The organism is Avibacterium sp. 20-129, assembly GCF_026226845.1.
Taxonomy (GTDB): Bacteria; Pseudomonadota; Gammaproteobacteria; order Enterobacterales; family Pasteurellaceae; genus Avibacterium.
Map to the genome: position 1 here is coordinate 823,083 of NZ_JAKKOE010000001.1, position 23,501 is coordinate 846,583.

General features: G+C 39.0%; 20 protein-coding genes and 1 pseudogene. 4 read left to right on the top strand and 17 right to left on the bottom strand.

Annotation, left to right across the window (positions count from 1 at the left end; genetic code table 11):
* Positions 1-95: 95 nt before the first annotated feature.
* Complete coding sequence (locus tag L5B90_RS03850; protein WP_265762192.1) at positions 96-2,048, bottom strand: LTA synthase family protein; 1,953 nt, start codon at positions 2,046-2,048, stop codon at positions 96-98.
* 251 nt (positions 2,049-2,299) lie between these two features.
* On the opposite strand from L5B90_RS03850, the gene lepA reads away from it, so the two are divergent.
* The 4 genes from lepA to era are packed head-to-tail and all read left to right on the top strand — an operon-like array spanning position 2,300 to position 6,764.
* Complete coding sequence (gene lepA / locus L5B90_RS03855; RefSeq protein ID WP_250350760.1) at positions 2,300-4,093, top strand: translation elongation factor 4; 1,794 nt, start codon at positions 2,300-2,302, stop codon at positions 4,091-4,093.
* A 12-nt stretch (positions 4,094-4,105) separates the two neighbouring features.
* Positions 4,106-5,137, top strand: coding sequence for a signal peptidase I (gene lepB, locus L5B90_RS03860; protein ID WP_250364224.1), 1,032 nt, complete (start codon positions 4,106-4,108; stop codon positions 5,135-5,137).
* A 20-nt stretch (positions 5,138-5,157) separates the two neighbouring features.
* Positions 5,158-5,844: a ribonuclease III gene (gene rnc / locus L5B90_RS03865; protein WP_250364223.1), complete on the top strand. Its 687-nt coding sequence runs from the start codon at positions 5,158-5,160 to the stop codon at positions 5,842-5,844.
* Complete coding sequence (gene era, locus L5B90_RS03870; protein WP_265762193.1) at positions 5,841-6,764, top strand: GTPase Era; 924 nt, start codon at positions 5,841-5,843, stop codon at positions 6,762-6,764. Before rnc ends, era begins: the two co-directional genes overlap by 4 nt.
* A gap of 431 nt (positions 6,765-7,195) precedes the next feature.
* On the opposite strand, the gene L5B90_RS03875 is transcribed toward era, so the two are convergent.
* From L5B90_RS03875 to lpxB, 16 genes and pseudogenes are all read right to left on the bottom strand, one after another.
* The gene (locus L5B90_RS03875) at positions 7,196-7,807 is read right to left on the bottom strand and encodes a YfgM family protein (protein ID WP_250364222.1); all 612 of its coding nucleotides are present in this window, start codon (positions 7,805-7,807) and stop codon (positions 7,196-7,198) included.
* A gap of 12 nt (positions 7,808-7,819) precedes the next feature.
* Entirely contained in the window at positions 7,820-9,088 is a 1,269-nt protein-coding gene (gene hisS / locus L5B90_RS03880; protein ID WP_250364221.1) for a histidine--tRNA ligase, read from the bottom strand.
* A 10-nt stretch (positions 9,089-9,098) separates the two neighbouring features.
* Positions 9,099-10,205: a flavodoxin-dependent (E)-4-hydroxy-3-methylbut-2-enyl-diphosphate synthase gene (gene ispG, locus L5B90_RS03885; RefSeq protein WP_250350766.1), complete on the bottom strand. Its 1,107-nt coding sequence runs from the start codon at positions 10,203-10,205 to the stop codon at positions 9,099-9,101.
* Between the two features lie 14 nt (positions 10,206-10,219).
* Positions 10,220-11,278 (bottom strand): RodZ domain-containing protein, encoded by a 1,059-nt coding sequence (locus L5B90_RS03890; protein ID WP_250350767.1) that lies wholly within the window; start codon positions 11,276-11,278, stop codon positions 10,220-10,222.
* A 228-nt stretch (positions 11,279-11,506) separates the two neighbouring features.
* The gene (pilW, locus tag L5B90_RS03895; protein ID WP_250364220.1) at positions 11,507-12,055 is read right to left on the bottom strand and encodes a type IV pilus biogenesis/stability protein PilW; all 549 of its coding nucleotides are present in this window, start codon (positions 12,053-12,055) and stop codon (positions 11,507-11,509) included.
* Between the two features lie 40 nt (positions 12,056-12,095).
* On the bottom strand, positions 12,096-13,265 hold the full coding sequence (locus tag L5B90_RS03900) for a bifunctional tRNA (adenosine(37)-C2)-methyltransferase TrmG/ribosomal RNA large subunit methyltransferase RlmN (RefSeq protein ID WP_250364219.1): 1,170 nt from the start codon (positions 13,263-13,265) through the stop codon (positions 12,096-12,098).
* A gap of 297 nt (positions 13,266-13,562) precedes the next feature.
* On the bottom strand, positions 13,563-15,143 hold the full coding sequence (locus L5B90_RS03905) for a tetratricopeptide repeat protein (protein WP_250364218.1): 1,581 nt from the start codon (positions 15,141-15,143) through the stop codon (positions 13,563-13,565).
* 29 nt (positions 15,144-15,172) lie between these two features.
* Positions 15,173-16,207 carry an AI-2E family transporter gene (locus tag L5B90_RS03910; protein WP_265762194.1) on the bottom strand — a complete coding sequence of 345 codons (1,035 nt, stop codon included), beginning with the start codon at positions 16,205-16,207 and terminating at the stop codon, positions 15,173-15,175.
* Positions 16,207-16,545: a nitrogen regulatory protein P-II gene (gene glnB / locus L5B90_RS03915; RefSeq protein ID WP_250350772.1), complete on the bottom strand. Its 339-nt coding sequence runs from the start codon at positions 16,543-16,545 to the stop codon at positions 16,207-16,209. The genes L5B90_RS03910 and glnB overlap by 1 nt, the downstream gene beginning before the upstream one ends.
* 16 nt (positions 16,546-16,561) lie before the next feature.
* Positions 16,562-17,146: a molybdopterin adenylyltransferase gene (mog, locus tag L5B90_RS03920; RefSeq protein WP_265762195.1), complete on the bottom strand. Its 585-nt coding sequence runs from the start codon at positions 17,144-17,146 to the stop codon at positions 16,562-16,564.
* A gap of 21 nt (positions 17,147-17,167) precedes the next feature.
* Positions 17,168-18,097 (bottom strand): phosphatidate cytidylyltransferase, encoded by a 930-nt coding sequence (locus tag L5B90_RS03925; RefSeq protein ID WP_265762196.1) that lies wholly within the window; start codon positions 18,095-18,097, stop codon positions 17,168-17,170.
* A gap of 1 nt (position 18,098) precedes the next feature.
* Positions 18,099-18,723, bottom strand: a pseudogene (locus L5B90_RS03930) (lysophospholipid acyltransferase family protein).
* Positions 18,713-19,405 (bottom strand): CDP-alcohol phosphatidyltransferase family protein, encoded by a 693-nt coding sequence (locus tag L5B90_RS03935; protein WP_265762549.1) that lies wholly within the window; start codon positions 19,403-19,405, stop codon positions 18,713-18,715. The pseudogene L5B90_RS03930 and the gene L5B90_RS03935 overlap by 11 nt, the downstream one beginning before the upstream one ends.
* 12 nt (positions 19,406-19,417) lie before the next feature.
* Positions 19,418-21,262 carry an SLC13 family permease gene (locus L5B90_RS03940; RefSeq protein WP_265762197.1) on the bottom strand — a complete coding sequence of 615 codons (1,845 nt, stop codon included), beginning with the start codon at positions 21,260-21,262 and terminating at the stop codon, positions 19,418-19,420.
* Positions 21,263-21,634: 372 nt separating this feature from the next.
* Complete coding sequence (gene rnhB / locus L5B90_RS03945; protein ID WP_268738959.1) at positions 21,635-22,225, bottom strand: ribonuclease HII; 591 nt, start codon at positions 22,223-22,225, stop codon at positions 21,635-21,637.
* Entirely contained in the window at positions 22,225-23,412 is a 1,188-nt protein-coding gene (lpxB, locus tag L5B90_RS03950; protein WP_265762198.1) for a lipid-A-disaccharide synthase, read from the bottom strand. Before lpxB ends, rnhB begins: the two co-directional genes overlap by 1 nt.
* Between the last annotated feature and the right edge of the window lie 89 nt (positions 23,413-23,501).

Consider the following 23,501-nt stretch of genomic DNA (forward strand, 5'->3'; position numbering starts at 1 on the left):
CTATCATATCAAAACTTAACTACGGGGCAAGCGATTATGAAGATTTTCCTTACCCTCAAAAAAATGAAATACGACAAAAAAGTACCGCACTTTGTTTATTGCTCTTTTACAGGAGATTCTGGGCGATACAGCTTTTGTTTATAGGCATAACTACCCCATAATGCATAAGCTAAGGCTTCTTTTTTGATTAATTCAGGAATCTCTGTAGGGGTTAATTTACCAGCTTGCGTATCATAATGAAAACCTTGAATGGGTTGATTTTGCTGTAAAATTGCAACATCGTTACCTTTGCGATACGCCATTGTACGGTCAAATTGCATTAACGCACGATTAGGATCTTGCGGTTGGGTTAAATCATAACCTAACATTGGATAATTACCACTTGCACCAATTAAAGAAAGCAAGGTAGTAGGCATATCAATTTGGCTCACTAAACGGTTATCACGGCGCGGTGTAATCCCCTCTCCTAAAATTAGAGCTGGAATATGGAAATGCTTGATTGGCACTAAGGCACTCCCATTTACCCTCGAATCGTGATCTGCAATCACTAAAAACACGGTATCTTGCCAATAATTAGATTTTTTCGCTAATTGGAAAAAATAACCCAACGCATAATCAGCATATTTCGCCGCATTGTTACGGGTTTGTTTTGGTTGCTCATAAAGTTCAATTTTGCCATCTGGAAATTCAAAAGGATCGTGATTGCTGGAACTAAACACAAGGCTGAAAAATGGCTTTCCGCTTTCTTGCCATCGGGTAAATTGTTCATTGGCTTCGGCAAAAAGATCTTCATCGCTTACCCCCCAAGTCGCAGTAAAGTGGGGGTGTTTATAATCTTTTTCATCAATAATGGTTTCAAAACCATTACCATAGAAAAAGCTCGCCATATTGTCGAAATGTTTTTCTCCACCATAGATGAAAGAGGTGTGATAGCCTTGTTTCTTAAGAAAATCCGCAATGGTAAAGAAATTAGTTTGTGAACCTGATAATTTCACCACCGAGCGCGCGGGTGTTGGCGTAAAACCTGCCGTTATTGCTTCAATACCACGCACAGAACGTGTCCCTGTGGCATAAAGATTTTCAAATAGCCAGCCTTCTTTCGCCAATGCATCAAAATAAGGGGAAAGTGGTTTCCCCCCTAAGGTTTGGACAAATTGCGCCCCAAAACTTTCTTCCAAAATAATGACTAAATTTTTTGCTTTACCTTGATAACTCGCCACATTGTGTGTCATTGTTGGCAAAATATCAGAAATATAGTCACTTGCTGGTCGTCCTCTCGCCTGTTTAAGGATTGCCACAACTTCATCTAACGGCATTTTGCCGTAAATTTCTGAAGAATGATCTTCATCTTTCATTTGTTGAACGGCAAATAGCACGGAATAACTGGAATTCAATACCAAAGAATTCACCAAAGGATCGGAAGAAAATGCTACCATTGCTGGGTTAATACCGCGGTGCTGAAAGCTCGATCTTGCTCCGATAAAGGTCATTGCCCCAATAAGCAAGAAAACGACAGGACGCCAATACCATTTAGGATAAGATAAATTTTTCCATAAATTCACAGACAAACGCCAAAAGCTATAAGCAAAAAGTGCGGTCAAAATTAGCGTTAAAATTAACACCACAAAATGCCCGTTTGCCAGCATTGTAAACACTTCTTTCGGATGAACTAAATATTCCACAAACAAACGATTTGGACGAAAATCATAGGTTTCAATAAAAGCTGGCGTAACAATTTCCATAAAAATAATAAACACACTACTTAGCACAAGCCATAAACGCACAAATCCGTTTACTACTCGCCCAATCAAACAGTTGCCAGCAAAAAAACAAGTAAGCAAAATAGGAAAAGAAAATAACCAGCATAGACTTGCAACATCAATCCTAACGCCTTGTAAGAATAACGAAAACCAGCCATTAACGGCAGAAATTCGATCGGCTTGCCATATCCCAAGGGCGACTCGGCTAATAGATAAGATAATGAGATTAATACAGAAAAAAATAAAAATGGGAAAAAATGCACTAAGCCGTTTTTTAAGACTGTTCATAATAGCCCTTAAAAAGAAAAAGTATGTGCTTGTTAGAATAGCAATAACCCAGAAAGTTCTTGTAATTTCTTGATTTTTTTTATTTAAAACAAAAAAATAAATTTCATTAAACAATAACATTGGTGCTTTCTTTAACAACTCTTCTAAACGCACAAATACTTTCCCTTTTATATAGCGTAAAAACCGATATTCAGGTACAATCGACCAGTTAAATTTTGTCAAATTTTAGAGTTTAGTTTATTTAGAATAATATGAAAAACATTCGTAACTTTTCAATCATTGCGCATATTGACCACGGGAAATCAACCCTTTCAGATCGTTTAATTCAGACCTGTGGGGGGCTGTCTGACCGTGAAATGGCAGAGCAAGTGTTAGATTCAATGGATTTAGAGCGTGAGCGTGGGATCACCATTAAAGCGCAAAGCGTCACGCTCAATTATAAAGCGAAAGATGGCGAAACCTATCAGCTGAATTTTATTGATACGCCGGGACACGTGGATTTTTCTTACGAGGTATCGCGTTCTCTTGCGGCTTGTGAAGGGGCATTGTTAGTGGTTGATGCGGGACAAGGCGTGGAAGCCCAAACCTTGGCAAACTGTTATACCGCCATTGAAATGGATTTGGAAGTCGTACCAATTCTCAATAAGATTGACTTGCCTGCGGCTGAGCCAGAGCGTGTTGCGGAAGAGATTGAAGATATTGTTGGTATTGATGCGCTGGATGCGGTACGTTGTTCTGCCAAAACCGGGCAAGGCATTGAAGATGTACTAGAAGAAATCGTAAAAAAAATCCCCGCACCTGAAGGCGACCCTAATGCCCCACTACAAGCCTTAATTATTGATTCTTGGTTCGATAATTACCTTGGCGTGGTTTCTCTTGTACGTATTAAAAACGGTACTTTACGCAAAGGCGATAAGATTAAAGTGATGTCCACAGGACAATCTTACAATGTAGATCGCTTAGGCATTTTCACCCCGAAACAAGTGGATACTCAAGTATTAAATTGTGGTGAAGTTGGTTGGGTTGTGTGTGCGATTAAAGATATTTTAGGCGCGCCAGTAGGGGATACCTTAACCCTACATAATAATCCAGCAAGCACCGCGTTACCGGGCTTTAAAAAAGTCAAACCGCAGGTTTATGCGGGCTTATTCCCAATTAGTTCAGATGATTATGAAGCATTCCGTGATGCCTTAGGCAAATTGAGCCTAAATGATGCCTCTCTATTCTATGAGCCAGAAAATTCTACCGCTCTGGGCTTTGGTTTCCGTTGCGGATTCTTAGGCTTATTGCATATGGAAATTATTCAAGAGCGTTTAGAACGTGAATATAATCTTGATTTAATTACCACTGCCCCAACAGTAGTGTATGAAGTGTTGCAAACCAATGGTGAAGTGATTTATGTGGACAGTCCATCAAAATTGCCACCACTTAATAATATTAGTGAAATTCGTGAGCCGATTGCAGAATGTAATATGCTCTTGCCACAAACTTATTTAGGTAATGTCATCACGCTCTGTGTTGAAAAACGAGGTGTGCAGACCAATATGGTCTATCACGGCAACCAAGTAGCGCTGACTTATGAAATCCCAATGGGAGAAGTGGTGCTTGATTTCTTTGATCGTCTTAAATCTACGTCTCGTGGCTATGCATCATTAGATTATGGTTTCAAACGTTTCCAAGCCTCAGAAATGGTACGTGTGGATATTATGATCAATGGTGAGCGTGTTGATGCCCTTGCGTTAATTGTACACAAAGATAACGCCCCTTATCGTGGTCGTGAATTGGTTGAAAAAATGCGTGAACTCATTCCACGTCAGCAATTTGATATTGCCATTCAAGCGGCTATTGGTAACCACATTATCGCACGTTCAACGGTGAAACAATTACGTAAAAACGTCCTAGCTAAATGTTACGGTGGCGATGTCAGTCGTAAGAAAAAATTGTTGCAGAAACAAAAAGAAGGTAAAAAACGAATGAAGTCTTTAGGTAACGTTGAAGTGCCACAAGAAGCATTTTTAGCTATCTTACACGTTGGTAAAGACTAATAAGGAAGCATTATGTCAAAATCAAATTTATTTTTTGTGCTACTTGTCGCAGTCGGTTATGGTATTTGGCGATATTTAGAACATTTAGCCTTACCGAATACGTTCACCATTGTACTTATTTTATTCACTGCAGTTTGCGGGATCTTATGGTGCTATTACCGTTTTGCTGTTTTGCCAAAACGTCTCCGCCAAATTACCCGTGCAGAGCAACGTAGTGGAAAACCTTTAACTGAGGAAGAAAAAGCCAGCATTGAACCGATTTCAGAAGGCGGTGAATTTTTAGCTTCACTTTTTCCAGTACTCGCATTTGTCTTAATTTTACGCTCTTTCTTATTTGAGCCATTCCAAATTCCATCGGGTTCTATGGAGCCGACTTTACGAGTTGGCGATTTTCTACTGGTAGAAAAATATGCTTACGGTATTAAAGATCCTGTTTTTCAAAACACCTTGATTGAAACAGGCAAACCGCAACGTGGTGATATTATCGTGTTTAAAGCCCCGCCAGAGCCGAGCGTAGATTACATTAAACGCATTGTTGGCATTCCTGGGGATCGCATTAAATATAATGAAGTCGATCGCCACATCACAATTACTTATGGCAAAGATGGCAAAGAATGTACAGAAAATTGCGTAACAAAAGAATTTACCTATAACGAACCGCAGCCCGATACAGATTTCAACATTATTATTGGGCAAGACCGTCAAGGTAAACCGATATATAGCGATATGCACCCATTGAAAGTAACCGAAACAGGCGATGTTACACATCAAATTCATTGGGATCCACAGCCACCGAATGCGACTTATTTATATCAAGGCTATGACAAGCAACAAAATTACATTACAGAATGGGTTGTGCCACAAGGCGAATATTTTGTAATGGGAGATAACCGTAATCACAGTGCAGACAGCCGTTTTTGGGGTTTTGTGCCAGAAAAAAATATTGTAGGCAAAGCAAAATATATTTGGTTAAGCCTTGATAAAAAACAAGGCGAATGGCCAACGGGTCTGCGTTTTGACAGAATGTTTAGCACAATTAAATAAAAAATTGAATAATCAACACAATGACAAAAAACTTAGATCGCTTACAGCGTAACATCGGCTATCAATTCCAAGATATCAATTGGCTCAAACAAGCACTGACTCACCGAAGTGCCGCAAAAAACCATAATGAACGCTTGGAATTTTTAGGTGATGCAATTTTGAACTACACTATCGCCAATGCTTTATATCAACAATTTCCTCAATGCAATGAAGGCGAACTCACACGTATGCGTGCAACCCTTGTGCGCGAACCAACGTTGGCTCAACTCGCCAAAGAATTTGAATTAGGCGAGTATATGCTATTAGGCTCTGGCGAGTTAAAAAGCGGCGGTTTTCGTCGAGCCTCTATCCTTGCTGATTGTATGGAAGCGATTATTGGCGCAATTTCACTCGATCGCGATCTTGCCACAAGTACCGAAGTAACACGCTTATGGTATCAACGGTTATTACGCGAGATTAAGCCGGGGGAAAATCAGAAAGATCCGAAAACTCGTTTACAAGAATATTTGCAAGCAGATCATCTGCCACTTCCTAGCTACAATGTCGTCAATATCAGAGGTGAAGCACATAATCAAACTTTCACCGTTGAATGCCGTGTGGAAAACGTAAAAAAAATTGACCGCACTTTTATTGGCGTTGGTTCTAGCCGTCGCAAAGCCGAACAAGCCGCCGCGCAACAAATCTTAAAAATATTGGATATAAAATGACACAAATAACAGAACATCAGTACGAACATCCCACTTATTGTGGATTTATTGCTATCGTAGGGCGCCCAAATGTTGGAAAATCAACCTTATTAAATAAAATCTTAGGGCAAAAGATTTCCATTACTTCAAGAAAAGCACAAACAACACGTCATCGTATTGTGGGAATTCACACTGAAGGCGCTTATCAAGCTATCTATGTTGATACCCCCGGATTACATATTGAAGAAAAACGTGCAATTAACCGCTTAATGAACCGAGCAGCAAGCAGTGCAATTGGCGATGTGGATTTAATTATCTTTGTGGTAGATGGCACGCACTGGAACGACGATGATGAAATGGTATTGAATAAACTTCGCCGAGCCAAAGCACCCGTGGTGTTAGCGATAAACAAAATTGACAACATCAAAGATAAAGAAGCCTTATTGCCTTTCATCACAGAAATCAGCCAAAAATTTGACTTTAAAGCCATTATTCCTATTTCTGCACAACGTGGCAATAACGTACAAGAACTAGAGAAAATTGTACGCCAATCATTACGTCAAGGGGTTCATCACTTCCCTGAAGATTACGTTACCGACCGCTCGCAACGCTTTATGGCATCAGAAATCATTCGTGAAAAATTAATGCGTTTTATGGGCGAAGAACTCCCTTATTCGGTTACGGTAGAAATTGAACAATTCAAAACAAATGAACGCGGCACTTATGAAATCAATGGACTCATCCTCGTTGAGCGAGAAGGTCAGAAAAAAATGGTGATTGGAAATAAGGGACAAAAAATCAAAGTCATTGGCACAGAAGCGCGTGCTGATATGGAACGTTTATTTGACAACAAAGTGCATCTAGAACTTTGGGTAAAAGTAAAATCCGGCTGGGCTGATGATGAAAGAGCATTGCGTAGTCTAGGATATATGGAAGAGTAAGTTAAAATATAAAGTTTGCCCTTTATATACGACTTTTCTTTTTCCTCTGCACCAAGACCATAATCCACATCTAACTGATGTGGATTTTCAGCTTTCCCACAATCCTATGAACATTAAGTATCACTAAAGAACGCTAAATACTGCTCATCCACTAATAATGGCTTATTTATCACTTTAGCCATCAGACTACTCATTCATTATAGTCGTTTAAAATGAAAATAACACAAGGCAACAATAACCTCGGTGTACAAGTAATACATAAGGAGCTGGCAAGAGCGTATTATTTCTATTTGAAATGGCTATATATAGGGAATATTTTTCTTTTTTGCATCGTTCTATTGTGTTGATTCCATACACATTACATACACTTTTAATATTTGGCAAAAGTTAGCTATAAGAAAAAGGCTTGCACTTGGCAAGCCTTGAAAAAATTAGAGATTATTTAACCGCACTTGGATTAAATCTGTTTCCACTGGGCTGGCGTTTTTTAGCCCTTGTTCAAAACTGGCTTTGGCGTTTTGTTTATCGCCTTTAGCGAGTTGAATATCCCCTTTTAATAAGAAAGCTGCGCTGTTCCACGCCTCTCCTTTAATGAGATCAAGCGAGGCCAACGCATTATCGAATTGCTGTTGTTGGAATTGTACTGCCGCTAAACGTAATGCACTCACAGAACGCAAAATGTCATCATTGGCATTAGTTACCGCTTGTTTTAATAAATTTTCTGCTTGAGCATAATCCTGTTTTTGCACAGAAACATTTGCTGCATCCAATAAAGCAAACACGGCATAAGCTGTTTTATCATTACTTTGTGCAAATTGTTCTACGCTATCCACGTTTACTTTATCTGCTTGGAATTGACTGGCAAGTTGTTCATATTGCACTGAACGTTGTTGATTTTGCGCAATTTGATGAGATTGCCAATAACGCCAGCCAAAAACTCCAGCGAGCGTTAGTACAAAAATAGCCACAACCAATTTGCCATTTTCTTTCCACCAATTTTTTATTTCATTCAGTTCTTGTTCTTCTTCAATGGTATAAGCCATAATGTTTCCTTATTAAAATGCTTTTTGTAAATAATCTACGACATTATCTAATGATAAGACTTGCTGAGTTCCCGCAAGCAGATCTTTCACCACAACTTGCTGAGCTGCTGCCTCAGTTTCACCAATCACAAGGGCAAAGTTTGCACCGACTTTATCAGCACGCTTAAATTGCTTTTTAAAATTCCCCCCACTGCAATGGGTCATAATACGTAAGTGCGGTAAATTTTCACGCAATTTTTCAGCTAATTGAAACGCGGGTAAGGTTGTGCCTTCCCCAGAGTAAACCATATAAATATCCACCGCTCTTGGTAATGCAATTTGATGATTCACCTCCTGCACTAATAGCACTAAGCGTTCTAAGCCCATTGCAAAACCAACCCCCGTTGTTGCGTGTCCGCCAAGCTGTTCAACTAAACCATCATAACGACCACCACCACATACTGTGCCTTGCGCTCCCAGTGCGTTCGTTACCCATTCAAACACGGTTTTGTTGTAATAATCCAAACCTCGTACTAATTTTGGATTAACCTCATAAGCAATGTCCATTTGATCTAGCAAAGTACAAAGCTGAGCAAAATGTACACGGCTTTCTTCATCTAAATAATCGAGTAATTTTGGTGCGCCATTAAGCACCTCTTGCAGCGCTTGATTTTTGCTGTCCAAAATCCGCAATGGATTTTTTTCTAGCCGCTCTTTTTCTTCATCACTTAATAAATCAATATGTTGTTGCAAAAATTCAACCAAAGCAGAACGATAATTTTTGCGCGCTTCTAACGAGCCAATGGAATTAAGCTGTAAGCTGACGTGCTGTTCGATACCTAATTCTTTCCATAAACGCGCAGTGAGTAAAATTAATTCGGCATCAATTTCAGGGTTAGCAATACCAAATATTTCTACCCCAGCTTGGTGAAACTGACGATAACGCCCTTTTTGTGGACGTTCGTGGCGGAACATTGGCCCCATATACCACAAACGTTGTTCGTTATTATAAATCCAGCCGTGTTCTATGGCTGCACGTACACAACCAGCCGTTCCTTCAGGACGAAGCGTAAGCTGTTCATCATTATCCCAAAAAGTGTACATTTCTTTTGAAACAACATCGGTTACTTCGCCAATTGCACGCGCGAAAAGTGGCGTACTTTCCACAATCGGCATACGTACTTCAGAATATCCATAACTTTGTAGAACGTTGCGTACTTTACTTTCCACCCATTGCCACAAAGGGCTTTCCGTTGGGGAGCAATCATTCATTCCGCGAATTGCTTGAATTGTTTTTGCCACAATATTTTCCTTAAATAATTCGATTTTTGGGATCTTGCTGTGCAACTTTGGCACGGATCTTTGCTTCTAATTGGTTAATTAAATCTTCGTTATCAAAACGTTCTTTTTGGCGTTCACCATCAACATAATAACCGCTTTTCTTATTACCACCAGTTACGCCCAAATCAGACACAAGTGCCTCTCCCGGTCCATTAACCACACAGCCAATAATAGACACATCCATTGGCGTAATAATATCTTCAAGGCGTTGTTCAAGGGCATTTACTGTGCCAATAACGTCAAATTCTTGACGGGAACAGGTTGGGCAAGCAATAAAATTAATACCACGTGAACGAATACGTAGGGACTTCAAAATATCAAATCCCACTTTAATTTCCTCTACTGGATCAGCGGCTAAAGAAACGCGCAACGTATCACCAATGCCTTCCGCCAAGAGCATTCCCAATCCTACTGCTGATTTTACTGCGCCAGCTCTGGCGCCCCCCGCTTCAGTGATCCCTAAATGTAATGGTTGCTTGATGGCTTTTGCTAATAAGCGATAGCTTTCCACGGCAAGGAAGACATCTGACGCCTTAACACTTACTTTAAACTGATCAAAATTCAGACGATCTAGAATCTCAACGTGACGTAACGCACTTTCAAGCAAGGCTTCAGGCGTAGGCTCGCCAAATTTCTCTTGAATATCACGTTCTAATGAGCCTGCGTTCACCCCGATACGAATTGGAATATTTTTATCTTTCGCACAATCCACTACCGCACGAATACGATCTTCGCGTCCAATATTACCCGGGTTAATACGCAAACAATCCACGCCATATTCTGCTACTTTTAAGGCGATACGATAATCAAAGTGAATATCCGCCACTAATGGCACATTCACTTGTTGCTTAATCAATTTGAAGGCTTCGGCTGCATCCATTGTTGGCACAGAAACACGCACGATATCTGCGCCTACACGTTCAAGCGCTTTGATTTGTGCTACCGTAGCCTCTACATCTGTGGTGCGCGTATTAGTCATAGACTGCACAGCAATCGGCGCATCGCCCCCTACTGGCACATTACCCACATAAATTTTTGTCGATTGACGACGTTTAATATTCGGTTTAAATGACGACATTGTAATCTCTTTGCTTATTGCAATTTGAATTTAGCGACACGACCATCCACTTTAAGCGGATAAACCGCGCCTTTATAAGTAATTTTTACGTTGCTTGGTGCGCCAATTGTCAGATCATAAGCGGTATTTTGATCAAAATTCAACACTTCACCTTGTTTGTAAAGTTTTTCAGCTAGCACCTTGCGATTGGCATCACGTACCCGAACCCAACAGCTCGCACCCGTAATTTCAATACGCAGTACAGCATCACTAGTTGGTATAGAAACAGCGGGATTTTCCACCGCACTTTCCATTGTACTGCGATTTTCACCCGCATTAATTTTATTCATTTCTGATTGTAATAGCTGCGCTGAAGTTTCAGATTGCACTTGGCGATAAGTATTTTCTGCACTCACAGATTGAACTGCTGCCACCTGTGGCTGCGCATTTTCTACGCTCGCTTTTGCATTTGTGTTATTTTCTTCCACTGGCGCAATTTGCTCTACCGTAACAGGTTGAGAAAGTGCGGTAGAATTTTGCGCTGTTTTTTCAGCATCAATCGCTTTAGGTGTAAGCGCAATCACGTTTTCTTGTGAAGTTGCACTATTTTGCGTACTGTTTTCTTGCTGTGTTTCCACATAGTTTTGCACTAAATCATCACGTTCTGCATTCGATTTTTGATAGTTTTCCCACCACCAAAGTGCCGTTACAGCTAATAAAGCGATAACCACAACCGCTGATACCCATCCGATCCAACGATTATGTGAAGAATATTCATTCACTGCTTGAGTCGCACGCACACCACGAGTTAAATCATTTTTTGTTGTTTCCTCAAGGGAATTTACCACGGATGACCAAAGACTTTCAGGTAAACGTAAATATTTTGCATAATTGCGGATATAGCCTTTGATGTAAGTTGCTGAAATAGAGCTATGTGTAAACTCATTATTTTCCAAACGTTGTAAAATTGAAGGGCGTAAATTGAGTTGTTTAGAGACATCATCTAACGATAAATTTAATGCTTCTCGCGCTTGGCGAAAATGTTCACCTAAACTTTGTTGAATGGTTTCTTGGTTCTCATTTGAGGTTGCCATAAGGAATTCTCTTAAAATTTAATTGTAGGATTTCACTCAGCGCGACACTTTAGCAAAATGCGAAAATCAAGGCACTCAGCGTTAAAATTCAAAAGCTAAAGTTTAAAGTTGTCATCTCGGTTTTGCAACCATTAATCAATGAATTTCTGACGAATTAACAAAGAAAATCAGCCTATTCAACTCATCAAGGGAAAATGCCTTCAATTTTCACAATTTGAAAAGAAAACGTTAGTGTTGGATTACGTTTGCGGGCAGTGAATTGGCACGTGTTGGTGCAACTTTTTCTAATAAGTCCCGATACTGCTGATAAAGTGCGCTGTTTTTTTCAGCCAAAGCACAAAGGGCAAGATTTTCGTAGGTATCCGCTTGTTGATAATAATTAGGTGAATTTAAGGCTTGTTGGAATTGTTGATAGGCTTGCGCAAAACGCCCTTGCTCACATAGAAAGACCGCATAATTATTCAACACATCGCCTTGTTTAGCCTCTAATTTTAAGGCGTTTAAATAGGCATTTTCCGCACGCTCAGTATCGCCTTGTAATTGATAAAAATAGGCTAATGCAGAATGGACTAAATAATCGTTGGGTGCATAAGCCAAAGCCTTATCTAGATTTTGTTTGGCTAAGCGGAGTTCTCGCTGTTCTAAATAGCCAATCGCAAGCTCTACCCTCGCTTTCGCGGCTTGTTGCTTATCGAAATCCTCTTGGTTTGTCTGCGAGGAAACGCAAGCACACAGCAAGAGAGAAAAAAGCGTAACCAGACAATAACGTATTTTCATTTTTTCTCTCCTTTTTGCTGATACGATTGATTATTTTTGTTTATTGTACTTGCACCGCGTTGATTTGTTCACCAAAACGCTTTTTCTGTGCCGTACGTTTAGTACGGTCAATCACGTCCCCCGCTAACTGTCCACAGGCGGCATCAATATCATCACCACGGGTCTTGCGAACAATCACCGTAAAGCCATATTCCATCAAGGTTTTTTGGAAGCGATCAATACGTGTGTTAGAACTTTTCGCATAAGGTGCTTCAGGGAACGGATTCCAAGGGATCAAATTGATCTTACAAGGCGTATTTTTTAATACTTCCGCTAACTGATGAGCGTGTTCTACACTGTCATTAACGTGATCCAGCATCACATACTCAATGGTAACCTTACCGTGATTGGCATTAGAAACCGATAAGTAACGATTCACTGAATCAATTAGCGTTTTGATATTATATTTTTTGTTTAATGGCACAATTTCATCACGTAATTCATCATTTGGCGCGTGCAAAGAAATCGCTAATGCCACATCAATCATTTCACTTAATTTATCCAATGCAGGCACAACCCCAGAAGTAGATAGGGTTACACGGCGTTTTGATAAGCCATAAGCAAAATCATCGAGCATAATTTCCATTGCTGGTACCACATTTGCCACATTGAGCAAAGGCTCGCCCATTCCCATCATCACCACATTCGTGATAGGGCGTACACCCGTTACCCCAAAATTGCCAATAATTTTTGAGGCACGCCACACTTGTCCGATAATTTCAGACACGGTTAAATTGCGGTTAAACCCTTGTTGTGCAGTGGAACAAAAAGTACAAGCCAACGCACAGCCCACTTGGGAAGACACACAAAGGGTCGCACGATCAGCTTCGGGAATATACACGGTTTCAACCTGCTGATCACCCACTTGCATCGCCCATTTGATCGTGCCGTCTGCCGAACGTTGCTCTACCGCTACTTCTGGTGCTTTAATTTCTGCTACTGCTTTTAGTTTTTCGCGTAACTTCTTGTTAATATTCGTCATATTGTCAAAATTATCTTCACCAAAATGGTAAATCCATTTGACTAATTGATCCGCACGAAACGGTTTTTCCCCTAATTCTTGAAAAAATTCACGCATTTGTTGGCGTGTTAAATTCATTAAATTAATTTTCTTCTTAGGTTCTGCTGAAAGCTGGTTGCCTTCTTGTTGAATTGTATTCTGTTCTAACATAAAGCCTCGTTGTTACACATTACGGCATTGATATAGCTAAACTTTTTTCTTTTTCAGCATAAGTTTGCAAGCTATAAATTAAGAAAATTTCTACCGCTTAAAAAATGAGTTGCGATTGTACAGAGTTATGTTTGATTAATCTAGCAATTTCAGCCTAACCTGAACGCTATTTTAGCCAACAGAAAAATAAAAGAAAAAACCACCGCACTTTTTTGCGATCAAGATCGCAAAAATTTTAGAGAATACAGAAAATCCAAAAAACAAAGTGCTGTGGGATTTTTGGGAATTTTTCACTGTTTACTTTTGTCTGAATGGGTTTTCTGAAAGGACAACTTTGCTATGATCGCCTAATTTTCTAATGAAAAAATGTTCTTTATCTCTAGCACCAATAGAAAGATAAACTTTTTCCACGGCATCTCTAACGCTAATAGGATATTCTATATACATAGAATTAAACTGTTCATCAACGTTTATTCTCGGATCTTTTGTTAAAGAACGTATGTTTACCATTCTACACTCTTGTTCTTCTTCAAAAGCATAATGCTTAACTAAATACTGTAGAGGCATTAATATATCATGTAATAAGCCTTTAACTATATCATCACTAGCATCAATTTCTTTCACAGTTTCCTTAATTGATTCAAATTCTTCCCTTACCTTATCTTCTATATTTTTTAAAGCAATTTTATATTTTTTCCATTCATTTCGCCCATCCTTATACTGCCTAAAGAAAGTAATCTTACTTCTTTTAGCAATAGATAGATAATTACTTTTAGGATCAATATAAATACAACGATAAAGAAGTAACTTATTTTCTTCAGGAATATCATTTCTAGCTTCTAAATTCTTATTCAATGTTAAAAAAGATGAAAATCTATCTAAATATTCAGAGCTAAAAAATTTATTCACATTAAAAACCAAACTAACGCCTGATGCTTCTCTATTATTTTCTTTACCATAAAGCCTAAACTGATTAAGGCTATCATGATTAAAAGTAAAACAGCTAATAAAAGAAATAAACTCTCGCTGCCCACTAAGATTATCTAAATTTAAATATTCATATAGTACCATTCCTTCTTTTGGATCATTTACTCCTCTAATTGAATTTAATCGAAAATAACTAACTTTTTCCTTATCTCTTTCCAATAAAAGAAGTGCTGTCGAAGCACGAGTATAATGAGCAACTTCTGAACAATCTGCTAACCCACTATTTGGATATACAAACAAATTTTGAAGTATCGAATCTATTTTTTCAAATAAGTCTTTAAGTTCCTCTTGATTATTACTAGAACTTATTTCTAGAACTCTTAAAAGTATATTAGCTTGATAAATAAACGCACTATTCCCAAGTTTAATTACATTTTTATAACATTCTTTTGCTTCTTTATCTTCCTTATTTTCTTGATACAGTTTCCCAAGAAAAAACTGACTTTTGGTATAAATTCGATTATCATCGTCAAGATTTATACTTGACCAAGTCGCTATCGCTTTTTTATCCTCATTATTATTTTTATATAAATTACCTAAATTAAAACGGCTCTTCGCATAAGCTTCCTTATCATCTTCACGAGTGATACTTGACCAAGCCTTTATTGCTTCATCTTTTTTATTAGTTTCTTCATATAAATCACCTAAATTAAAACGACTCATTGCATAAACTTTCTTATCATCTTCACGAGTGATACTTGACCAAGCCTTTATTGCTTCATCTTTTTTATTAGTTTCTTTATATAAAGAACCTAAATTAAAACGACTCACTGCATAAACTTTCTTATCATCTTCACGAGTGATACTTGACCAAGCCTTTATTGCAGCTTCTAAATTTTTATTTTTATAAAAATTTAATCCTTCATCAAAAACTTTCTTAGCATCATTCATATTGATAACCTATAAAATATTTAGTTGAATTACTTCGTTTCCCCAAGTAACGCAGCATACTTCACCGTATCTGGGCTGGCTTCGAGGGCGATTTTTAGTACCATTGTGAGGGGAACAGAAAGGAACATTCCCACTGAGCCCAGCAACCAGCCCCAGAATAAAAGGGAGAGAAACACGACAAGGGTAGAAAGCCCGAGAGTTTTCCCCATCATTCTTGGTTCAAGCACATTGCCGATGATCATATTTAGGCTGATAACCCCAATGGTAACGCCAATTCCCGCGAAAAAGCCATTGAGTAATAACGCTTGTACAATAATGGGAATGGCTGCAATAATTGAGCCAATATTTGGCACATAATTAAGTAGAAAGCTGAGTGTTGCCCATAAAATGGCATATTGCACGCCAAAAATTTTCAGCAAAATAAATACGCTTAAGCCCGTTAAAAAGCTGGTAAAGGTTTTCACACCAAGATAATCCATTACGCCTTGCAAAATGCGATCAATATAACCTTCGTATTGTGCCACTTGGTTAGGTTTGCTAAATGCCACTGCAAATTTATGTTTAGCCGTGGGGGCTTCTAACAACATAAACAGTACCACTAAAAATAGCACAAATACGTTGGTTACTACGCCTGAGAAACTCAGCAAAAATCCGCTGGCAAAGTTCATTATCATTGCGGGATCAAAATGATCCATAATTTGTTGCTGTAAATCTCTCACAGGTAAATGTAAACCTTGCGTGATTGTCGCAAGATCGTTGAGTCGTTGTGAAAGTAATACGCGGTATTGTGGGATCGATTGAGTGAATTCTCTCGCTGTACTATTAATTAAGCTAACAAGAAAGAAAAACACTGTCAAAATCATTAAAAACAGTAAACTTAGCGCCAACCAATGTGGTAGTTTACGTTTGGTCATAAACTTCACCACAGGTGAGCAAATAATGGCGATAAATAAGGAAAGTAAAAATGGGACAACAATTTCCCCTGCCAATTTCACCCCAGCCAGAATGACTACCAAGGCAGACAATGCCATTAATAATTGGCTGATCGGCAAACGCTTATCCATTATACGGCTTCCTCGTTTTCCTCACCCGTGCGAATTCGGATTACGCGCTCTACGTCATAGACAAAAATTTTACCATCACCAATTTTGCCTGTTTGTGCGGTTTCCATAATCGCCTGAATACACTGCTCCACTACGTCATCAGAAATGACCATTTCCATTTTTACTTTTGGCAGAAAATCCACCATATATTCCGCACCTCGATAAAGCTCGGTATGCCCTTTTTGTCGTCCAAAACCACGTACTTCTGTTACTGTCATTCCTGTAATGCCAATATCTGATAAGGCTTCACGGACATCATCGAGTTTGAATGGTTTGATAATTGCTTCAATTTTTTTCATAAGTTACCTCACTTAATTATTTTTCGCGTCGTGCGGATTTAGGTCTAAAACTGGTAATAATTTCAGGTTTTGTCTCAATATAAATACCATCAATTAATTGTAAACAATATGGCACTGCGGAAAAAATGCCTTTCACTAATACATTACCTTGCTCATCTTTCACTCCCTCAAGGGTTTCTTTGATGGCTTTCGGTTGTCCCGGTAAGTTTAAAATTAAACTATTTTTACGAATTACGCCAACTTGTCGCGATAAAATCGCGGTCGGGACAAAATGCAAGCTCACTTGGCGCATTTGTTCACCGAATCCCGGCATTTCACGATCGGCTATTGCCAGTGTGGCATCAGGGGTAACATCACGTTTAGCAGGACCGGTTCCCCCTGTGGTTAATACAAGATGACAATGATGCTTATCCACTAATTCACATAATGTCTGTTCAATAATTGGCTGTTCATCAGGAATTAAACGAGTTTCTACCCCAAAAGGCTCAACCAATGCTTGCTCTAGCCATTTCTTTAATTCAGGAATACCTTGATCCGTATAAACCCCTTGCGATGCTCGATCAGAGACGGAGACTAAACCAATTTTTAAAAGTGCGGTCATTTTTTCCTCTTTTTTCTTTTATTAAATCCAATAATATCTCACAATATGGAAAAAGACAGGGGCTGCAAAACAAAGGCTATCCATACGATCCAACATTCCGCCGTGTCCACTAATCATATTTCCCCAGTCCTTCACGCCCATACTGCGTTTCATTGCCGACATCACTAATCCACCTAAAAATCCCATTAGACAAATAATGAAACTAATCAATACCGCTTGTACTACGGTAAATGGGGTGAGCCAAGCCAGTAAGCCACCTAAAATTGAGGCACTAAATACACCACCCACAAAGCCTTCAACTGTTTTAGAAGGTGATAACGTGGGGGCGATTTTATGTTTACCACATAATTTTCCCCATATATATTGTAATACATCGCTGGCTTGCACAATAAGAATTAAGAAAATCATTAACAATAAACTTTTTCCTTCAAAACCTTCAATATTCAAGGTTAATATGGCTGGTATGTGAGAAATACAGAATATAGCAATCATAACGGCCCATTGCACTTTACTTGAGCGGTCTAGAAATTTTGATGGATCACCTAATAAAGCAGATAAAATCGGTAAAAATAGAAATCCATACACGGGAATAAAAATAGTAAACATACTAAACCAGTCTATGGCAATGAAATAATATTGCAATGGTAAAATCAGATAAAAACAAGCAACTAACGCAAAATGATCACCACGCCGAATATCAATAAGGGATAAAAATTCACGTAATGCAGTAAATGAGATAAGGAAGAAGAGCAGTAAAACGGCGTAAAATCCTAAATAAGCGGCAGCAAAAATAATTAAAATCATTACCCACCAGGCATTAATACGATGATTAAGGTTATCAATGACTGTATGGGGGGTAGAAAAACCCACTTTCCACTTCAAACTATAACCAATTGCAGAAGCAAGAAGCAAGGTGCCTATAAGTCCCCAGAATAAATGCCACATTTCCATTTTATTCTCCTTGATATTTTGGGTTTAAATTAACTAATGCTTGCTCAGCACGGGATAAAAAGTGTGTTTTATCTTCTTCTGGCTGAATATGGATAGGATCACCTAAATAAAGATCGCACAATAATGGTACTGGAACAATAAACCCTTTAGGTAATAAATTATGTGTATTACTTATCCAAACAGGGATGAAATCTACATCAGGGTTATCTTTAGCCAAATAATATAGCCCGCTTTTAAAAGGCTGAATAAGCATATCATCATCTGTTTTTCTCGTTCCCTCAGGAAAGATAATCAGCGAATCCTTTTTTAATGCTTGGCTTATTTGCTCTGTTACTGCCTTAGGATCATTGCCATTGCGTTCGATCAAGAGCATATTGAATACTTTTTTCGCCAGAAAAGAACGAATGCTCCCTTTTTGCCAATAATCAGCTCCCGCAACTGGACGGGTGTTTTTTCTGACTTCATAAGGCAAAGAAACCCAAAATAAAATCGCCGTGGCTATTATGGTTTGCATAATACAATCGAGGTTTACCCACAGATTGCAGAGCAATATTCTTTGCCGGACGTACTCCGGTAAGAAATGAGGTTAAACGGCATAACAGAAAATCAATCAATTTAGCTAACATTATTGTTCTCCTGTGTTTCTACTTCGTTATTTTCTATCGGAAATTGCACCGCTCTTTCCTTTTCATCATCTTGTGTTGATTTTGCTCCCTCATTAAGCCCCGCTTTTACACGTTTCACACAGGTTAAAATTAATCCGATAACGACAAGCCAAGCAATACCATAAAACCAACTTGGTAATGTTGGCATAAAAGTGTAAATCAAACCTAATCCACCAAATAAGAATGCACGATCACTTTTGCCTAGAGGTCCATCATAACGGCGTGTTTTACCATGTATCTGCCCCAATACTCCACAAAATTCCGTGAGTGCAGCAAGCCAAATAATGATTCCAATCACAAAAGGATCAAAAGGAGAAATAAAAGCAAAGGGTAAATATAATGCGGCATCGGAAATCACATCCGTAATTTCATTCAAATACCCACCCAAACGAGATTTTTGCTGAAATTCTCTGGCTAACATTCCATCAATTGCATTAAATGCCATACGAATAAAAAGCCAAATCGGAAGCAAAATGAATAACCAATTTACGGTTGAAAGTGCGGTCAAAAATAGACCTAAAATTATTGAAATAGCACAAGCCAATAGGGTAATTTGATTTGCTGTGACGCCTTTTTGTTCCAATTTAATCACACTTGGTCGCAATAAATTTTGAAATCGAGGCTTTAAATCATAAATACTCATCATTTCTCCTTCTTAAAATGGAAATAACAATGGAATTAAAAATACACTTGTCAGCATAATCAACAACGTAAAGGGTACACCAATTTTTACGAAATCACCAAACTTATACTTCGCTGCCCCTAATACCATCGTATTGACAGGTGAAGAAATAGGGGTCATAAACGCAGCAGAAGAAGCAATCGCCACCGTCATTGCAAAAGGTAATGGTGAAAGCTGTAAATGCTGTGCCATAGTAATCGCAATAGGCGCCATAAGAATGGCTGTCGCCGTATTGGAAATAAATAGACCAATCACGGCGGTAAGCGTAAACAAGCTGATTAAAATCCAATGTTTCCCCATTCCGCCTACGGTATTAATCATAAACTCCACGATTAAATTTATCCCACCTGTTTTTTGCAGTGCGGTAGAAAATGGCATCATTCCAACAATTAAAATTAAGCTCGACCAATGAATAGAAGCATAAGCACTTTTCGCATCAACGCAACGGAACTTCGCTAACATTAAACAAGCAATTAATGCCGCGACCACATTCGGTACAAGCCCTGTTACCATTAATGCTACCATTGTTACAATAGATAAAATGGCATAGGGTGCTTGGCTTTGTGCGGGCGCTGCACGCTCAATTTCTGCGGGGTAATCCAATACAAAAAAACTTTTCGTTTTATTACGCATCGCGTGGATCAATTTCCACGATCCTACCACCAACAGCAAATCTCCGATCTTTAATGGCTGTTCGATCAAACTTCCCGTCAAAATCTCATTATTCCGTTTAATGCCAACCACATTTAAACCAAAACGGGAACGAAAACCCACATCGGCGACTGTTTTGCCTAGATAATCACCATCTGGAATAGGGGTAATTTCCACCATTCCCATAAATTTTGCTTGTTGTTCAAAATAGTAAGGGCGAAGTTCTGTGGCTTCTAACTGATGTTGTTGGCAGAATTCATTGATATCTAACTCAGGATCGGCGCAATCAATCAGTAAAATATCTTTTTCACGAATTTCAATTTTACCTAATGAATCTGCAAGAAATCTTGGGCGAAAACGTTTCCAACGCTCAATAGCTAGCACATTTAATGCATAATTAGAACGTAAGTGTAAAGATTCCAACGGTTGCCCAATAAAATCCGAGCCTGTTTTCACGACAAAACGTTTTGTGCGGTTATGCAGTTGGTAATCATTAATTAAATCTTGAATAGAATGACGACTTCCTCCTTCCTCTTCATCCTGTTCAGAGGTTCCTAACCAATGACGTGCAACAAGCATATAGACAATGCCTAATAATAAAATCACAATACCAATCGGTGTAAAAGAGAAAAAATTAAAGCGTTGGTGGGTTAAGTTTATTAATTCGGCATTAATCACCAAGTTAGGGGCAGTGGCGATTAAGGTCATCATTCCACTAATTAGCCCCGCCATACTGAGAGGCATCATAAGACGTTTTGGGGAAATATTCATTTGCTGACAAATCACCAACACCACAGGAATAAAAATCGCCACAATACCAACGGAACTCATAAAAGATCCTAACCCGGTTACCGCTAACATTACTAAGATCAACACACGAGTTTCACTATTTTTGGCCGCTTTCATCAACCACTCGCTGACTTGATACGCCACGCCCGTTCTAACTAATGCTTCACCAACAATAAAAAGTAATGCAATCAAAATAATATTTGGATCGCTAAACCCTGCAAATACTTCTTGCACCGTTAAAATACCACTTAAGCAAAAAGCGAGCATCACTAATAGGGCAATGACGTCCATACGGATTTTATTGTGGATAAACAAGAGTACAGCAATTGCGAGAAAGATCACAACGCTAGCAAGTGGCATATTAGTAATTGTGGGCATCAAGATCTCCGTGGTTAAGGTTTTTTATAAATGTTTTTTTGATTATATTTAGTTATTTAGCTGATTGTGTTTTTCTTTGTTGATATAACGTGTTTCGCGCGTTGAGCGATTTACTTTCTCTTCCTTCCGCAGAAGAAAGTAAGCAAAGAAAAGCGTCCCAGCTAAATTGCTTTTCCTCATTCCAATAAAATTTTCTTAACAAAAAGTAAGCCCATACTTGCTATGCCGTGTTCAGGCGTTACTTTTCTAAAAATTTTATTTCCATTCGGACAATTTACAAGGGGATTGTCCGATGGTTCATAATCTATTTTGTATTAAATGGAATTTAAAGTGCGGTAGTATTTTTTTATTTTTTGAAAACTACCGAACTTTTTATTCTAAAATAAGTTTTCTTACTGGTGCAAAACTTCGGCGGTGTTCGGGTAAAACGCCGTGTTCTGCGAGTTTTTCTAAGTGTAATTTTGTTGGATAGCCTTTATGTTGTGCAAAGGCATATTGAGGATAACGTTTATCCAGTTCCTCCATTTCTAAATCACGGGCAACTTTGGCAAGAATGGAAGCCGCACTGATTTCTGCCACGAGACTATCACCTTTTACCACCGCTTGGGCGGGCATTGGTAATGAGGGAATACGGTTGCCGTCCACTAATACAAAGTGCGGTGTAATATTAAGCTGATTTACCGCACGTTGCATTGCCAACATCGTGGCGTGCAAAATATTAAGTTCATCAATTTCTTCTGGTTCTGCCCGCCCTAGCGCCCACGCTTTGGCTTTTTGTTTAATTTCTTCCGCTAAGGCAAGACGTTTTTTATGAGAGAGTTTCTTGCTGTCGGTTAAGCCTTCAATGGGATTATTAGGATCTAAAATCACCGCAGCCGTTACCACTGCGCCAACTAAAGGTCCACGCCCCACTTCATCGACACCTGCGATAAGTTCGTAATCAGGATAGACAAATTCGCTCATTATTTATTCTCCTGCAATAATTCAATCACCGCGTCAGCAGCTTGTTTGTCCGCATCGCATTGGATTATTTTATGTAGATCAATAAAATGTTGCACTAAACTGTGGCGATTTTGTACCGCACTTTCTTCTGTAGAAAAATAAGGGATTAGCTTTTCCACCAGCTTTTCCGCCGTGCAATCTTGCTGGATCATTTCTGGTACAAACATTTCATTGGCTAACAAGTTAGGTAAAGAAATATAAGGGGTTTTCACTAAACGTTTTGCTAGCATATACGTCATCGGCTTCATTTTGTAGCCCACGACCATAGGTGATTTACATAGCATACACTCCAATGCTGCCGTTCCTGACGCTAATAAGGTAGCTTGTGCCGCGATCATTGCTTGACGGGCTTGTCCATCAAGTAATCTCATTTCTAAATCAGGGGCGACTTTCGCCTTAATTTGTTCAAATTGTTGGCGACGTTTTTCATTCACTAAAGGAACAAGAAATTGTACATCTGGATACTGTTCTTTCAGCAATAATGCCGTTTGTAAGAACGGTTCGGCAAGAAATTCCACTTCCGCGCCACGACTGCCAACAAGGATCGCCAGATAACGTTGCTGTGGATCAATATTAAGCATTTGACAAGCCACAAGACGATCAGGTTTTAAGGCGATGGCATCTGCCATTGTGTGTCCAATAAAACGGCAAGGTACATTGAAGCGGTCATAAAAGGCTTTTTCAAAAGGCAAGAAGGCGAGAACAAGGTTGGTCGCTTGTGCAATTTTGTGAATGCGGTTTTGTCGCCACGCCCATACTGATGGGCTAACATAATGAATGGTTTTGATACCTTGTTCTTTGAGTTTGAGTTCAATGTCAAGATTGAAGTCAGGGGCATCAATGCCGATAAATACATCGGGTTTTTCTTGCAACATTTTGTTGATAACCTGACGGCGAATTTTCAGCAAGCGTGGTAAATGTTTCACTACTTCGGCTAAGCCCATTACAGCAATTTCTTCCATATCCACCAAGGTTTCACAACCTTCTGCCAACATTTGTTTGCCAGCAATGCCGATAAAACGTGCGTTAGGATAACGGATTTTCAGGCTGCGTATTAACCCTGCCCCCAAAATATCACCAGAGACTTCGCCTGCTACAATGCCAATGGTAGGAAATGCTTTTGCTTGTTCCATTAATACTTTTCTCATAAAAAACAACCGCACTTTATATTGCAAACCTTAGGCAATAAGTAAAGTGCGGTAAAAAATTTTAACCTTTTTATAGGTGGTATCGTTCG